At 46.6% G+C, this 16,236-nt stretch carries 13 protein-coding genes; 7 read left to right on the top strand and 6 right to left on the bottom strand.

Annotated features, from left to right (window positions below; all coding sequences use genetic code 11):
* Positions 1-16: 16 nt before the first annotated feature.
* On the top strand, positions 17-682 hold the full coding sequence (locus tag GWR21_RS18350) for a DUF2461 domain-containing protein (protein WP_162333153.1): 666 nt from the start codon (positions 17-19) through the stop codon (positions 680-682).
* Positions 683-887: 205 nt separating this feature from the next.
* Here the strand turns inward: GWR21_RS18350 and GWR21_RS18345 are convergent, their stop codons facing one another.
* Together GWR21_RS18345 and GWR21_RS18340 are read right to left on the bottom strand one after the other, a co-directional pair.
* Positions 888-1,139 carry a hypothetical protein gene (locus GWR21_RS18345; RefSeq protein WP_089829114.1) on the bottom strand — a complete coding sequence of 84 codons (252 nt, stop codon included), beginning with the start codon at positions 1,137-1,139 and terminating at the stop codon, positions 888-890.
* Positions 1,140-1,435: 296 nt separating this feature from the next.
* Positions 1,436-2,425, bottom strand: a complete 990-nt coding sequence (locus tag GWR21_RS18340; protein WP_162333152.1) for an aspartate-semialdehyde dehydrogenase — start codon at positions 2,423-2,425, stop codon at positions 1,436-1,438.
* 123 nt (positions 2,426-2,548) lie between these two features.
* Between GWR21_RS18340 and GWR21_RS18335 the strand changes: the two genes are divergently transcribed.
* The 4 genes from GWR21_RS18335 to GWR21_RS18320 all read left to right on the top strand — a co-directional run bounded on the left by GWR21_RS18335 (position 2,549) and on the right by GWR21_RS18320 (position 8,669).
* Positions 2,549-5,146: a lamin tail domain-containing protein gene (locus GWR21_RS18335; protein WP_162333151.1), complete on the top strand. Its 2,598-nt coding sequence runs from the start codon at positions 2,549-2,551 to the stop codon at positions 5,144-5,146.
* Between the two features lie 116 nt (positions 5,147-5,262).
* The gene (locus tag GWR21_RS18330) at positions 5,263-5,904 is read left to right on the top strand and encodes a DUF5606 family protein (RefSeq protein WP_162333150.1); all 642 of its coding nucleotides are present in this window, start codon (positions 5,263-5,265) and stop codon (positions 5,902-5,904) included.
* Between the two features lie 223 nt (positions 5,905-6,127).
* Positions 6,128-7,858 carry a M3 family oligoendopeptidase gene (locus tag GWR21_RS18325; protein ID WP_162333149.1) on the top strand — a complete coding sequence of 577 codons (1,731 nt, stop codon included), beginning with the start codon at positions 6,128-6,130 and terminating at the stop codon, positions 7,856-7,858.
* A gap of 271 nt (positions 7,859-8,129) precedes the next feature.
* Complete coding sequence (locus GWR21_RS18320) at positions 8,130-8,669, top strand: hypothetical protein (RefSeq protein WP_162333148.1); 540 nt, start codon at positions 8,130-8,132, stop codon at positions 8,667-8,669.
* Positions 8,670-8,784: 115 nt separating this feature from the next.
* Here GWR21_RS18320 and GWR21_RS18315 read toward each other — a convergent pair whose 3' ends face one another.
* From GWR21_RS18315 to purN, 4 genes are all read right to left on the bottom strand, one after another.
* A complete protein-coding gene (locus GWR21_RS18315) occupies positions 8,785-9,210 on the bottom strand; it encodes a Fur family transcriptional regulator (RefSeq protein WP_162333147.1) in 426 nt (141 codons plus the stop codon).
* Positions 9,211-9,229: 19 nt separating this feature from the next.
* Positions 9,230-9,859 carry an SCO family protein gene (locus GWR21_RS18310; protein WP_162333146.1) on the bottom strand — a complete coding sequence of 210 codons (630 nt, stop codon included), beginning with the start codon at positions 9,857-9,859 and terminating at the stop codon, positions 9,230-9,232.
* Between the two features lie 125 nt (positions 9,860-9,984).
* Entirely contained in the window at positions 9,985-10,647 is a 663-nt protein-coding gene (locus tag GWR21_RS18305) for a hypothetical protein (RefSeq protein WP_162333145.1), read from the bottom strand.
* Positions 10,648-10,727: 80 nt separating this feature from the next.
* Entirely contained in the window at positions 10,728-11,294 is a 567-nt protein-coding gene (gene purN, locus GWR21_RS18300; protein WP_162333144.1) for a phosphoribosylglycinamide formyltransferase, read from the bottom strand.
* 475 nt (positions 11,295-11,769) lie between these two features.
* Here purN and GWR21_RS18295 point away from each other — a divergent pair, with 475 nt between their 5' ends.
* A complete protein-coding gene (locus GWR21_RS18295) occupies positions 11,770-12,966 on the top strand; it encodes a c-type cytochrome (protein ID WP_162333143.1) in 1,197 nt (398 codons plus the stop codon).
* 137 nt (positions 12,967-13,103) lie between these two features.
* On the top strand, positions 13,104-16,190 hold the full coding sequence (locus tag GWR21_RS18290; protein WP_162333142.1) for a TAT-variant-translocated molybdopterin oxidoreductase: 3,087 nt from the start codon (positions 13,104-13,106) through the stop codon (positions 16,188-16,190).
* Positions 16,191-16,236 lie beyond the last annotated feature (46 nt).

Below are 16,236 nucleotides of genomic sequence, written 5' to 3'. Positions count from 1 at the left end.
GTACAAAACTGATTACATGTTACAGCCCCCCACGTTGAAGTTTTTAAAGTCGTTAAATAAGAATAATAACAAGGTCTGGTTTGATGAACATAAATCAGACTACCAACAGGCGAAGGCAGACTACGAAAGCGTGGTGCAACAGATCCTGGACGGATTATATAAACAGGAACCAGCGCTGATAGGACTGCAGGTCAAGGATTGTACTTTCCGTATTTATAAAGACGTACGTTTCTCAAAGGATAAGACTCCCTATAAAACGAATATGGGCGCAGCTTTTGCGCCCGGTGGACGTAAAACGCCGCGCCCGGGTTATTACTTCCATCTGGAACCCGGAGGCAATAGTTTTGCCGGCGGCGGTCTATGGATGCCCGAAGCCGCTGTACTCAAAAAAGTGAGACAGGAAATAGACTATAATTTCGAAGAATTTCAACAGATCATCTCCAATAAGGACTTCATCCGCTACTTCGGTAAGATCGAAGGCGAATCACTTAAGACTGCTCCACAGGGATACCTGCCAGATAATCCTGCCATCGCATACCTGAAACTGAAAAGCTTCACCGTATGGCATCACATATCCGACGAGGCTACTCAACAGCCTTCATTAGTGAGGGAGATCCTTAAAATTTTTTCTGTAATGCAACCTTTCGTAAGGTTCATGGACAGAGCACTCGATCTGGAATAGTTACATTAAGTTCCCGGGGTGAAAATACTATCATTACTCACTGTCCGCCGCGGGCGGATGGGTAGGCCACAATGCACCATGATTTTCTTTGGGAGCAACACCGTTTCTAACGTGTGAGCCGCATGTCCATCTGCCGGGTAAAGTATCCGACCGTATGCACATTCACCGGCCGGCAGACGACTACAGCACAATAATTTTCAACGTGTTAGTTCTTGTGGATCAGGAATTCAAACGGTCTTGCCTTACGGTTCTTTAACAGGTTTTCCTTGTCTGTCTTCGTATGCGCAAAACGTTGATTATACACGTTGGCTACCTCAATGATCGGGATAATGCCGTCCAGTGTATCATGTTGATCCACGATGTTCATGATGCGGGACACCTGTGAAGAAAAATTAGAACTCCACTCCTCTGTAAATTTGTGCATCAGTAAAAGCTCACGATTGGCGTTGGTTTTCATAGGACTTTAAGGGTGTTTACGGATTAAAGAATGTTAGTTCTTCAGGCTCCTTACTTTCTTACAAAGATACTTTTTTGGAATAAGTAAGTTGGCATAGGATTATGTTTCCAAAATTGGATTTTATCTTCCACAAAGCAATACTACTTCTGTGTAATTTTTGTTAAACTGATACTTAATTAACATGAAATAGATACTAAAAGAGCAAGTGTGGGGACACTTGCTCTTATCAGTTTAAATAAATCGTTTATACGTTGACGGAATTATGACTTTACCCGACAATTCCGACCCACTAAATCCTATATCCATTTCTGTGAATGCAGGAATTCTGCTATCTGAACAGCGTTAGTCGCCGCCCCTTTACGAAGATTGTCTGCCACAATCCACATATTCAGTGTTTTCTCCTGTGTTTCATCACGACGGATGCGACCTACAAATACCTCATCTTTCTCATGTGCATCCTTTGGCATCGGATATTGTGCCTTAGATGGATCATCTACTACAATAACACCTGGTGTGTTCTCCAGGATGCTACGTACTTCCGCCAGGTCATACTCATTGTCAAATTCAATGTTCACAGACTCACTGTGACCGCCAATAACCGGAATACGTACTGTTGTCGCAGTAACACGAATATGGCTGTCTCCCATGATCTTCACCGTCTCTTTCACCATCTTCATCTCCTCTTTCGTGTAGCCATTATCCAGGAATACATCGATCTGAGGGATAACGTTCAGGTCTATCTGATGCGCATACGCTTTCTCTCCCTCAATACCTTTACGCTCGTTCATTAGCTGGTCTACCGCTTTAACACCTGTACCTGTTACTGACTGGTATGTAGATACCACCACACGATTGATCTTATACTTTTCATGTAATGGGTTCAGTACAAGCACCATCTGGATAGTAGAACAGTTCGGGTTTGCAATGATCTTATCTTCAGGGGTCAGTGTCTTACCGTTGATCTCTGGAACAACCAGTTTCTTGGTAGGGTCCATTCTCCACGCAGAAGAGTTGTCAATTACAGTAATACCCGCTTCCGCAAATTTTGGCGCCCACTCCAGGGAAGTGCTGCCACCTGCAGAAAACAGTGCTACATCCGGCTTCATGGAAATTGCCGTATCCGCATTGACCACCTTATAAGGCTTGCCCTTAAATGTTACTTCCTTACCAACGGACCTTTCTGAAGCCACGGGAATCAGTTCTGTAACCGGAAAATTTCTTTCGGTCAATACTTGTAACATTTTTGAGCCTACCAGTCCGGTAGCTCCTACTACGGCAACTTTCATTGTTTTTACATTTTAATTTTTTGGAAATGCAAATTTAACACAACCATTGCGGTTTTCAATGTCTGAGCCAGAATCATAGAAAATCACTAATTTTCAGGCCAAACCAACCCAATTTATTTAAACATGCGTATTACCATTGTTTGTGCATGCCTGCTCCTGCAGGTAACTTTCTCTTATGCTCAGGTGAGCGAAAAGTTTGATTATCAGTCTATTAATGAGGCGGTTTCCTGGAACGGAACAGATACCGCCTGGTCTGTAGAGCAGGGCAAACTGAGAAGTCATCTGCAACAGGCCAGCACTGGCTTCTACCTCTCCACGCCCTCTTCGTTAGCCCGCAATGCAATATGGGAGTGGTGGCTGCAACTGGATTTCAATACCTCCTCTCTCAACTACACGGACGTATTCCTGATCGCTGATAGTGCCAATCTGCTGGCGCCCGCTCTCAAAGGGTATTTCGTGCGCATCGGTAACACAAAAGATGACATCTGTCTGTACAGAAAAGATGGCAACACCACTCCCGTTCTACTCATCGACGGAAGGGATGGTATCACTGATCATACCTCTTCCCTACTCAAGATTAAAGTGAGCCGGAAAGACGATGACTGGGAACTATGGACCGATGAAAATGGCAGCGGCTCGAATTATGTCCGCGAAGGCATCGCAAAGGATAATCGTTATAATACCTCCCGCTTCATGGGCTTTGCCGTACGTCAGTCTACCGCTTCCTTCTTTCGCCGCCATTATTTTGATGATATCAGTGTCAGTGCCGTTGTTGCTGACACGACCCCTCCTTCTCTGTTGTCAGTACGATTGATCAACGATCATACACTCAGTTGCTGTTTTAGTGAAATACCCGATAGCAGCAGCATCAGTAACTATGATCATTTCTACCTTTCACAAACAGGTAATACTCCGTTGCAGATCCGCAGGGACAGTAATATGCCTGCCTGCATAAATGTACAGTTCTCTCAACCGTTCCCGAATGGTGATAGCGTTCAGTTATATATTAAAGAGGTAACGGATCTTGCTGGTAATACGGCGCATGTTCTAACTACCTCTTTCCTGTACTATCTCAGTACAGGATATGATGTGTTGATCCATGAATTTCTCCCCAGGGCATTGCCTTCCGCCGGATTACTACCTGCCCGTTTCGTAGAACTGAAAAACAATAGTCCCTTTACTTTTCAGCTGAAAGGCTGGCGTATTGGTAACGGCAGCAGAGACGTAGCATTATCTGCCTGGACATTCACACCCGGTAGCTACCTGATAGTTTGTGACCGCCAGTCTGCTGGCCTCTTTCCTGCAGATGCACCTGTGATGGGTATCAGTAGTTTTCCTGCACCTGGTGACAGTGATTTTATTACGCTGCGCAATGATAGTGGCATGCTCGTACACGCTGTCGCCTATGACCGGAGCTGGTATGATAATCCGGTGAAAGAGAAAGGTGGATGGAGCCTTGAAATGGTAGACGTCAACTTACCTTGTGCAGGTGCTTCGAACTGGCGGCCATCGCTCGCAAAAGAAGGCGGTACGCCTGGCCGGCCGAATACGGTTAGCGCACCTGGAACAACGCCTCCACCTGTGACCGTTATCAATGCTTATGCACCAGATAGTATGACCGTCATACTTTCTTTTTCCGGAATAATGGATAGCATGCAGGTAAGCGATGTAGCCCGTTACCGTTTTGAACCGCAGCTACAGGTAACAGCTCTTACCGCAATGCCACCGTTATATAATAGTGTCTCACTACGTTTGTCCGCTCCCCTCCTGCCTTATCAGGTATATGCCATTGCTGTGGATAATATGCACGACTGTACCGGACAACCGGTAACAACTACAAAAGAGCTGTTGCTGGCCAGGGCATTTATAGCAGATAGCTTTGATATCGTGTTCAACGAGATCTTATATGACCCTGCTCCCGGAGTACCTGAATTTGTAGAGGTCCGGAACCGGAGTCGGAAAGCAGTTGACCTGAGGCAGTTATTCATCACCAGAAGAAAAACCGATGGCGGACTGGATGAGGTAATTCCCTTGTCAGCTACTCCCCGTTTATTGCTACCGGGAAATTATGCGGCTTTCACCACCTCTCCGGCGTCGCTGTGTTTACCTTACGACTGCTGGTCGCCGGACGCAATTTATAAAATAGACCTCCCGGCATTGATCAATGAGGAGGGCACGGTTGTATTATTAAACGCCGCCGGCCAGGTCATTGACGAACTACACTATTCAGATAAGATGCATGCGGAACTTGCCAGCAATACCCGTGGTGTTTCCCTGGAAAGGTTACAACCCGATGGTGCCACACAGGATGCCTATAACTGGCGCTCGGCTGCATCAACAGTGAAATATGCCACCCCAGGAAGGGCTAATTCCCGGCAGCTGCCAGCAGGTGAAGGAACAGGCATGCTGGCTGTCCAGCCGGCTATCTTCTCTCCCGATAACGACGGACTGGATGACCTGGCTGTACTTCACTACCAGTTTCCTGAGCCGGGGTACATCATAAATGTCACGATTTTTGACGCAGCAGGAAGAAAGGTCCGGTTATTGGAGCGAAATACTTCCCTGCCGGCAGCAGGATATATGACCTGGGATGGCCGGGGAGAAAATAACCGCGAGCTGGTCACAGGTATATATATCATCTTTGCGCAGGCTTTCAGCCCCGCAGGAGAGGTCCGGCAATGGAAATTGCCTGTGGTATTAGGAAAAAAGTTAAATAGTTGATGTCGTCAATATGAAAGGTTGTTTTAGTCAATTATGCAGAATAATTAAATGAACAGCCTCTCCAATTTGTCGGATAGAAACGATTTTTTATATTTGCGCTTCTTAAAAATTTGAACATGCAGTATAGAGAAATAGTTGCAGTAACCGGTTTGAGTGGTCTGTTTCAATTGATTGCCAGCAAACAGGATGGCGCTATAGTAAGATCTCTGGAAGACAAGAGCACCAAATTTGTGAGCTCCCGCATCCATAATTTTACTCCGCTGGAAAGCATTGAAGTGTTTACAACCGGAGAAAATGTAAACCTGGCTGAAGTATTCAAGGCCATGCAGGATCAGGAAGCTACCACAGCCGTGGTAGGTACCAAGGCTGATAATAATGCTATCAAGTCTTATTTCAAAAGCGTGTTTCCTTCTTTCGATGAGGACAGGGTTTACGTTAGCGACATGAAGAAGATGGTAAAATGGTATGCCATCCTCAAAGCAAACGAACTGCTGAACTTCGAAGAAGTAGCTGAAGAGGTAGAAGTAGCCGAAGAAGCTCCTGCTGCTGATGCTGAAGTAGCGGAGAAACCAGCTAAGAAGGCTGCTAAACCTAAGAAAGCTGCGGCTAAAGAAGGCGCTGAGGAAGTAGCTACTGAGGAAGCTCCAGCTGAAAAGCCTAAGAAAGCAAGAGCGAAGAAAGAAGATGCTCCTGCTGCTGAAGGCGAAGAAGCACCTAAGAAAAAAGCTGCTCCTAAGAAGAAGAAGACGGAAGAGTAGTCGTTACATATTTATTGAGTATTCAATGCCAGACGCTGTGTGTTTGCACATACGGCGTCTGGTTTTTTATTGCCCTACCTCTCGTTTTGCCCCTGGCTGCTGATCAGTCCCGCCCTGTTTTTGATCTTTTCTTCCATCACTTGTACTGACCAGATGGCAGTATACGCCTCCCTGGTACGGTAATCGCTCTGGTCTTTGCTTAAGAATTTCTTATTTTAGTAAAATGAAGACTTTAGACGCAAATATTGAGAAACAGCCACGTAAACTGTTGCCGCAAGACTTTACGGTAACAACGTGGGAGGCATTGCAGCCTTACTTTGAAGAGCTGCAGCAGCGGCCGCTGGAAAATGTCGCGGCACTGGAGCAATGGCTGAAAGATATCAGCGAACTGGAGGCTGTCATCAGCGAGGATGCCTGCTGGCGCCAGATACGCATGACCTGCGATACGACCGATAAATCGCTGGAAGAGGCTTTCGCCTATTTCTGCATGGAAATACAGCCAAAACTGCAGCCCTACGCGGATGCACTGAATAAAAAACTCCTGGCCAGCGAGCTTGTAAAATCCCTGGACCAGGACCTGTACGCTACATATCTGCGGAGCGTACGTAAGCAGGTGAAACTATTCCGCGAGGAAAATGTGCCCCTGCTGGCCGAACTGAGTGTACAGTCACAGCAATACGGCGCTATTGCCGGTAAAATGACCATCACCGTGAACGGACAGGAATATACGCTCCAACAGGCAGCCCGCTTCCTGGAAGGAAGTGACCGTGCCCTGAGAGAGGAAGTATTTTCTAAAACCGCCAATCGCCGCCTGGAAGATAAAGATACCCTCGACCAGCTGTTTTCGACCCTGGTACAGAAAAGAGACCAGGTGGCAAAGAATGCCGGTTTTGCAAACTACCGCGACTATAAGTTCGAAGACCTCGGCCGCTTTGACTATACCAAGGAAGATTGTTTTCAGTTCCACACCGCTATAAAAGAACATATCCTGCCACTCGTAAAAGGTTTGCAGGAGAAACAGCGTGAAAAACTGGGACTGGATGTGCTGAAACCATGGGATTCGGATGCGGAACCAGCAGGTACCAAACCACTGGAGCCTTTCCATACCAGCGAAGAACTGGTGAATAAGACCATCGCGTGCTTCGATGAGTTAGGTCCTTTCTTCGGTAATTGCCTGCGGGTGATGCAGAAAATGGGCCGCCTCGACCTGGAAAGCCGTAAGGGTAAAGCACCGGGCGGTTATAACTGTCCGCTGGCTGAAACCGGTGTGCCTTTCATCTTTATGAATGCTGCCGGTCAGATGAAAGACCTGACCACAATGGTACACGAAGGTGGTCATGCCGTACATTCCTTCCTGAGCCATAATCTGCCATTGAGTGCTTTCAAGGAGTACCCGATGGAGATTGCTGAAGTGGCCAGTATGAGCATGGAGCTGTTCACCATGGATGCATGGAACATCTTCTTCAGTGATGAAGAGGAGTTACGTCGGGCTAAGCTGCAGCAGCTGGAAAGGGCCATCGTGATCTTCCCGTGGATCGCTACGATCGATAAGTTCCAGCACTGGGTTTATGAAAATCCACAGCATACAGTGGAAGAACGTACAGCAGCGTGGGTACGTATCCAGGACGAGTTCTCTACCGGCGTAGCTGACTGGACCGGATGGGAAGCCTACCGGGCTATTGGCTGGCAGCGGCAGCTGCACCTGTTTGAAGTACCGTTCTATTATATAGAATATGGTATCGCGCAGTTGGGGGCTATCGCCATGTGGAAACAGTACAAGGAGAACAAGCAGCAGGCGCTGGATAACTATATAAGTGCATTGAGCCTGGGAAGTACCCGTACATTGCCGGAACTGTACAAGGCGGCGGGAATCAGGTTTGACTTCTCCCCTGCTTACGTGCAGGAACTGGCGGCGTTTGTGCAGCAGGAGATCGATGCGCTATCAGGGAAATAGCCGTTCATAACAGATATTCATCATAAGGGCCGTTCACCGAAAGTGAACGGCCCTTGTCTTTTTAGGCACCAGGAATCTGTGTATACAGCACCTGGAAGGCATCTGATCGGCAATTTATCAGGTGATCAAAAGATCATTTATATATCACTTAAATAGCTAGGGGATATTGAAGTGATATATAAATGACGTATAAATACTCAATTTATATGATGACCACATGCCTGTTAAAAGACTAGTAGTATATTAGTATAACAACCTCAAAACAACTATTATGGCCATTGTTAAAGACAATATTCTCCTGCAGCTGGTGCGGGGCACCATCGGGAGACAAATCACCATCTACGAACGGAATGGGCAGATCATTATGGCGAAGAAACGCCGCCCTTCTAATAAAAAACCAACACAGAAACAGCTGGAAGCCAGGCATAAGATGCGCATAGCAGCGGATCTGGCCAGGGACATGATGAATGATCCTGAGATAAAGGCCTATTACGCCTCACTGGCAGGCCCTGGGCAGAATGCTTATAATATGGCCGTAAAGGATGCTTACCACTCTCCGGAGGTACAGAACATCCGGTTGGAAGATACGGAGGTGGTCGTGACCGCTAAGGATGAGTTCCGGGTAGCAAAGGTAAAAGTAAGTGTGGTAGATGCTGACGGGGGTATCATAGAAAGCGGTTTGGCGGTATTGGGCCGGAATGGAGTGGACTGGTATTATAAAGCCGCCATGCTACCCGCGGGAGGCAAGCTTGTTGTGGTCGCAGCCGATCTGCCGGGAAAGGAGACGGTGAAGGAATTATTGCTGGTGTAAGCAGGGTGGGCGCACTTTCAGGAAGATCATTTACCGGAAAAAAATAAGGCCCGCCAAAGCGAGCCATACCTTCTTTATAAGGCAGACCTTTCAGGGCCGGCCCGGTTACTTATGTCTATTTGCATTGTTTACACACACCACTTACTACTACATCCACATTATGCATCGCATATCCTTTCGGTAGCTGGATATCCGGTACGTCGGTGTCAAGACAGGTGGTAGTACCACATTCTTCACATTTAAAATGGACATGATGGTCATGGTGATCATGCTCCGAACAGTCTGATTTGCAGAGTGCGTAACGAATAGAAGTATCAGTAGTTGGTATACTGTGAATAATCCCTTTATCGAGGAAGGTTTGTAATGTGCGGTAAACGGTCACACGGTCAAAGCTCTGACCGGCTAATTTTTCAAAACTGCTATGTTCAAGCGCGCCATTGGAGTTCATGAACAGCTCCAGTATCTTCACACGGGTATCAGTTATGCTGAGCTTACTGAGCCGGAGCAGTTCCGTAATACTTGCTTTGTTCTTGTTGCTCATGATAATTTATAATGAGTGATTACTTTTCCCTTAGCAAACGGCCGATGTCTGTGATCAGCTTGTCTACGTCTGTCTTTTTTGTTCCTTCATAGAGTCCGCGTACACGGCCTTCACCGTCTACAAGCGCAAACCACTGTGTGTGTACAAAGTCCTCATCACCGGTGAAAGTACCGTTGTCGACCATATAGCCGGCTCTTGCCAGTTTGTACAGTTCTTTTTTGCTGCCGGTGAGGAACCACCAGTTAGCCGGATCGGCGCCATGCTCTTCCGCGTATGTTTTTAATACAGGGATGCTGTCAGTTTCCGGATCTACAGTATGCGACAGGATGCGGAAGCGCGGTTCACTTTTATATTTCGCGTACACATCCTTCATATTTTCATTCATCTTCGGACAAATGTTGGTGCAGGTCGTGAAGAAGTATTCGGCCACATACACCTTCCCTTCCACGTCTTTGCTAGTAATGGTTTTCCCTTCCTGGTTGGTGAAAGAGAATCCGCCGATGGTATGACCGTTGGTCCCCAGTATTGGTAATTTCTCTTCTCCGAAGAAGCTTCCCTTCTCTCCTTTGATCACGTACCCTGAATAGCCGAGGAAGGCGATGCTTAGCAGGACAAAAAATATTACATAGAACACATTCTTCTTAGACATGATGCCAGTCGTTTTACACTACAAAGGTAGCACACAATTAGCGAAATATGTCGGGGCACCCTACCGGCAGGCGGGTGGAGAAAGAGAGCGGCAGATGTTCGGGAGACCGTTGCTGGTGAGGGGGCTTACATCCGCAGGCCGATCTTTACACCGATATGCAGACTTGGCAGTACGCTGATCAGGCGTCCATCCCGCGAGTCGGCGACACCATTATTATCATAGAAATTATTGTAGTCGTATACTTTGGCGCGGATACCTACACCGACATAGGGGTCAATGATGAATTTATCTTTTCTGATCTGGCGGCCAAGCAGTAACTGAAGGGCATATACATCCTTATCACCCGTATTCTCATACTCACCTCCCTGGATATTGATCTTTTCGTTAGGGTAAAACACCTTCTTATATAATAGGACAGGCTGGAAGTAGGTGCCCTGGATGCGGGCGAGATCATCTTTTTGGGTGACCAGGTACCAGCGGAGGCTGGCGCTGAAGCCAAGACCTCTTCCATCGACGAATTGTTCGGTGCTGATATCAGGTTTTTTCTGCCCGATATCTATTTTCCTGGCGAATATATAATCAGGGTAGTCGGTGTAGATACCGCTAACGCCCAGTTCAAGACTGATCTTTTCTGAAAATTCCTGTTCGATGGTCACTTCCAGTTCATTGATCAGCCGAGTGGGGTTCACCTTGATATAGGTAGACCGGCGAAAGGGCGTTTTGTCCTGGGCAAAGAGGGACACCCCACTCAGGCATAACAGGCAAATAACAAGCAGTGGTTGTTTCATATAGTTGTCTGCATTTGACGGCAGCCGTCAGCAATTGTAGGTTTGGCAGGGGCGCCTACAGCTGAGCTGGAAGCCCGTTTTTATGAGGTCAATAATCGTTCCACAATTACCGGATACCATTGATGTTCAAGCAGATGTATTTTAGCTGCGAGTGTTTCAGGGGTATCTTCGGGGGTGATAGAGCAACGTTCCTGCAGGATGGTTGCGCCGTCATCATATTTTTCGTTGACGAAGTGGATGGTGATACCGCTTTCGCTTTCTTTAGCCAGGATCACTGCTTCATGTACGAAGTGGCCGTACATTCCTTTTCCACCATATTTGGGCAGCAGGGCAGGATGTATATTAATGATACGGTCTGGAAAGGCGTGTACCAGGTTAGCGGGTACTTTCCAGAGGAAACCGGCTAATACGACCAGGTCGGTAGCGGCGTCCTGTAATAATTTAATATAGTGGTCCGTCCGGAAGAAAAGTTCTTTTTCGATCAGTACGGATGGGATGCCTTCCTGCTGTGCTATGTTGAGCACACCGGCTTCGGGTTTATTACAGAGGATCATAGAAACCCTTGCAATGGAAGAGTTCCGGAAGTGATCAATAATTTTTTGTGCGTTACTACCTGCTCCCGAGGCGAAGATGGCTATATTTTTCAAAGTGCGTATGTTAAATTATAAGACGCCGCAAAAGTAATTAATTGTCTTATTTATATAGCAATTGAACATTCCAGGCACCGGGAGGGTTATAAATGGACACCTGAAGGGGCAAGGAAGTTAAGAAAACAACAGTCGAAACAAAAATAATACCATTCAAAGGCACACACCATAATATATATAGGTGAATCCATGAACATTGCAAGGGAATGTGTCAATCATGACTTTTATCATGTTTTTTCTCATGCGAAAAGCATTGATCAATATGCGCTTTATCGCGTTCTATATAGGGAAAAGGAATCTGTGAAGCAAGTAAGATTTTTTTATAATTGTTGATAAATTGTCAACATTGTGTCTTATTTTTGTGAGCACTTTTAAAGAAACTTAAGGTCAAATCTAAACTAAATAGGCTGTGTATCGTCGTGTTTCCATTCTTATGCGCAAGCATTTTGTGAGTGTTCTTGTCCTATGCGTTGCAATGATCGCGTCCTTATCAGTAAGGGCTGCGGATCCTGCCAACGGTAAAACATTGTTCCAGCAGAATTGCGCTAGCTGCCATAATGTTCACAAGCAAGTTACTGGTCCTGCACTGAAGGGTGTGGAAGAACGTTGGTCTGATAAGAAATTATTACACCAATGGATTCATAACTCCTCTGCTGTAGTTGCTTCCGGTGACCCATATGCTGTTAAACTCTTCAATGACTTTAACAAGCAGGTAATGCCTGGTTTCCCATCTTTCACCGATAAGGATATCGATGATATCCTGGCTTATATCGATGTTGAAAGTAAAGCGGTTAAGACTCCTGAGGGGCCTACTCCTGCAGCCGGAGCTCCTGCAGAAAGCGGTAACAACAGTCTGCTGTTCGGTGTCATTACCCTGATCCTGGCAATTGTTGCGCTGATCCTGATGCAGATCAACAGTAACCTGAACAAGCTTGCTGGCGATAAAGACGGCGTTCCTACTCCTGAACCAGTTCCTTTCTACAAGAACAAAGCGTACATCGCGCTGGTGATCCTGGTGCTGTTCATGGTAGGCGGTTACTTCACTATCAATGGTGCAATTGGACTGGGTCGTCAGAAAGACTACATGCCGGAGCAGCCGATCTTCTACTCTCACAAAGTTCACGCGGGCGTTAACCAGATCAACTGTCTGTACTGTCACGCAGGTGCTGAGAAGAGTAAACATGCGATGATCCCTTCTGAGAATATTTGTATGAACTGTCACAAAACGATCAGCGAATATGGTGGTGCAGACCTCTATACAGCGGAAGGTAAGAAAGTGAACGGTACTGCAGAGATCCAGAAATTATACGATCATGTTGGTTGGGATAAGAAAGCACAGGCTTACACTAAACCTGGCAAACCTATCCAGTGGACTAAGATCCATAACCTGCCTGACCACGTGTACTTCAACCACTCTCAGCACGTAGTAGCTGGTAAACAGCAGTGTCAGACATGTCACGGTGCTATCACTGAAATGGATGAGGTTCACCAGTTTGCTGAGCTGTCTATGGGATGGTGTGTAAACTGTCACCGTACAACTAAAGTGCAGTTCGCTGATAATAAATACTACAGCATTTTTGAACAGTTCCACCAGCAGGTGAAAGAAGGCAAGATCGACAGCGTAACCGTTGAGATGGTCGGTGGTACTGAATGTCAGAAATGTCACTATTAATATAGCTGAAGCGAATCGGGTGAAGGAAGCTGGGGAATGTTAGCGGATAATAAGACCGTTATGCCGGCACGCCTTACTTCAAACGTAAGACTTCAGAGTTCTAAAACATATATCCGTAACTCGTTACTATAAATAACATGGAGCAAAAAAAGTATTGGAAAGGCTTGGAGGAGTTGCACAATACCAAGGAACATCAGGAGATTGTGAATAACGAATTTAGAGAGGATCTGCCTTTTGAGGAGAGTGAAAGCCTGTTAAATGCTACTACACCCCGCAGGGATTTCCTGAAATACCTGGGGTTCACTACCGCAGCTGCTACAATTGCGGCTAGTTGCGAAACGCCTGTTAAGAAAGCAATACCTTACGTAAATAAACCGGAGGAAATCACTCCGGGTGTACCTAACTATTACGCTTCCACATATGCAGTAGACGGAGAATATCTGCCTATTGTTGTTAAAACCCGTGAAGGTCGTCCGATTAAAGTTGATGGTAACGAACTGTCTTCTATCACCGGTACAGCTTCCACAGCAAGAGTACAGGGTTCTGTACTGAGCCTGTATGATGCGGCCCGTCTGCGTTTCCCAACCATCGCTGGTTCTGAAACCACCTGGGCAGAGCTGGACAAACAGGTAGGTGCTGCACTGGCCGGTCTGGGTGGTGCTCCTATCGTTTTACTGACCTCCACTATTATCAGTCCTTCCACTAAGAAAGTGATTGCTGGTTTCCAGGCGAAATATCCTGGTTTCCGTCATGTAACATATGATGCAGTATCCTACTCTGGTATGCTGCTGGCAAACGAAGCTTCTTACGGCAAGAGAGCATTACCGGTTTACCACTTCGAAAATGCAAAGACCATCGTTGGTCTGGATGCAGATTTCCTGGGTACCTGGTTAAATCCTGTTGAGTATTCAAAAGGATATGGTGTTAACCGTAAGATCGATCAGAAGAAACCGGAAATGAGCAAGCATTTCCAGTTTGAGAGCATGATGAGTGTGACAGGTGCAAACGCTGACGAAAGATATACTCACAAGCCTTCTGAACTCGGTGCTGTTGCACTGGCCCTGCTGAGCGCAGTAGGTGGTGCGGTAAGCAAACCTGCTATCGCCGACAAACGTCTGGCAGAAGGTATCGAGAAAGCAGCACAATCACTGAAAGAAAACCAGGGTAAAGCGCTGGTAGTAAGTGGTTCTAACGACGTAAACGTACAGATCATTGTAAACGCTATTAACAACCAGATCGGTGCTAATGGTACTACAATTGACTGGGCATCTACCTCCAGCTACCGTCAGGGTATCGACAGCGAGATGACTCAGCTGGTAAGTGATCTGAACGCTGGTAGCATCGGAGCTTTATTTGTATACGGTGTAAACCCTGCTTATGACTACTACGACGCTGCGAAATTCGTTGCGGGTGTTAAACAGGTGAAACTGGCCGTTACATTCAACGATCGTAAAGACGAAACTTCTGAATTATTCAAATACGCAGCTCCTGCGCATCACTTCCTGGAAAGCTGGGGAGATGCAGAAGGCCGTACCGGATACTTCAGCTTTATACAGCCCACCATTGCACCACTGTTCAAAACACGTGCATTTGAATCTACCCTGCTGGCATGGAGCGGAAACGCTACATCATGGGAAGATTTCCTGAAAAATGAGTGGATCACTAAACTGGGTAGCCAGGAAGCATGGGACAAAGCACTGCAGGACGGTGTGATCGAACCAGCGCAGCCAGCTGCTTTAGGTGGTGCTACATTCAGCGGCGACGTTGCGGCAGCAGCAGCTAAGATCAACAGTGCGAAGAAAGGCGGTAAGCTGGAACTGGTACTGTATCAGAAAGTAGCTATCGGTAATGGTAAAGAAGCCAACAACCCATGGTTACAGGAGATGCCTGACCCAATCACCCGTTCTACATGGGATAACTACGCTGTAATCTCCAACACCCTGGCTAAAACGTTCAATACTGAGCTGGGTGATGACTACGAGATCAATAACGACAGAACTGTACTGAAGGTTAAAGCAAACGGTAAGGAAATCGAACTGCCGCTGCTGATCCTGCCTGGTATCCATCCTGAAGTAATTGCGATCGCAGTTGGTTACGGACGTAACAATAACGCCGGTAAAGCAGCAGCAGGTGTAGGTAAAAATGCCTATCCGTTTGTAAGCTTCAACGGTCAGACTTTTGATTATTTCGTTGCTGACGCTGCGGTTGAAAAGACCGGCGCAGTAGCTCAGATAGGTGTTACTCAAACACACAACAGTTACGAAGGTCGTCCTATCGTAAAAGAAACTACCCTCGAAGAGTTCATTAAGAACCCTAAAGAGGTGAATGAAGACCGCAGAGAGCTGGATCAGTTTGGTCCTGATTTCCGTAAAGACGGTACCCTGTATCCGGATGTACACCAGTACCACGGTATCAAATGGGGTATGTCTATCGACCTGAACACCTGTTTTGGTTGTGGTGCTTGTACTATTGCATGTCAGGCTGAAAACAACGTTTCTGTAGTTGGTAAAGAGCAGGTAATTAAAGCACACGAAATGCACTGGCTGCGTATCGACCGTTACTTCGCGGGTGATGAGAACAACCCTGAAGTAGTGTTCCAGCCGATGCTGTGTCAACACTGTGATAACGCTCCATGTGAGAACGTTTGTCCGGTAGCAGCTACCAACCACAGCTCTGAAGGTATCAACCAGATGGCTTACAACCGTTGTATCGGTACCCGTTATTGCGCTAACAACTGTCCGTATAAAGTTCGTCGCTTCAACTGGAGAGACTGGAACGGTGCTGACAGCTTCGAAAATAACCTGTATGACGTAGCAGGTATGAACGATGATCTGACACGTATGGTGCTGAACCCGGATGTAGTGGTTCGTAGCCGTGGTGTAATGGAAAAATGTTCTTTCTGCGTACAGCGTTTACAGGATGCTAAACTGACTGCGAAGAAAGCTGGCCGTCCGATGAAAGATGGTGAAGCGAAAACAGCTTGTCAGGTAGCATGTGCTGCTGATGCGATCGTATTCGGTAACGTAAACGACAAAGAAAGCCGCATTTCGAAACTGCGTAACGACGAGCAGACCGACCGTATGTACTATGTATTGGAACAGACCCATACATTACCTTCTATCAACTACCTGGCTAAGATCAGAAACAAAAAGGCTGAGCCAAAGGCAGAAGGACATCACGGTGAAGAAGCTCATCATGAAGCAGCAGCAAAACACGAAGCGTAAGCGCGTGTTTAGCTGATTAGATTGAAAGATTAACAGAGAGATAAAG

Origin of the sequence: Chitinophaga agri, assembly GCF_010093065.1 — a bacterium.
GTDB lineage: Bacteria > Bacteroidota > Bacteroidia > Chitinophagales > Chitinophagaceae > Chitinophaga > Chitinophaga agri.
This window is presented reverse-complemented; position numbering and strand designations above follow the sequence as displayed.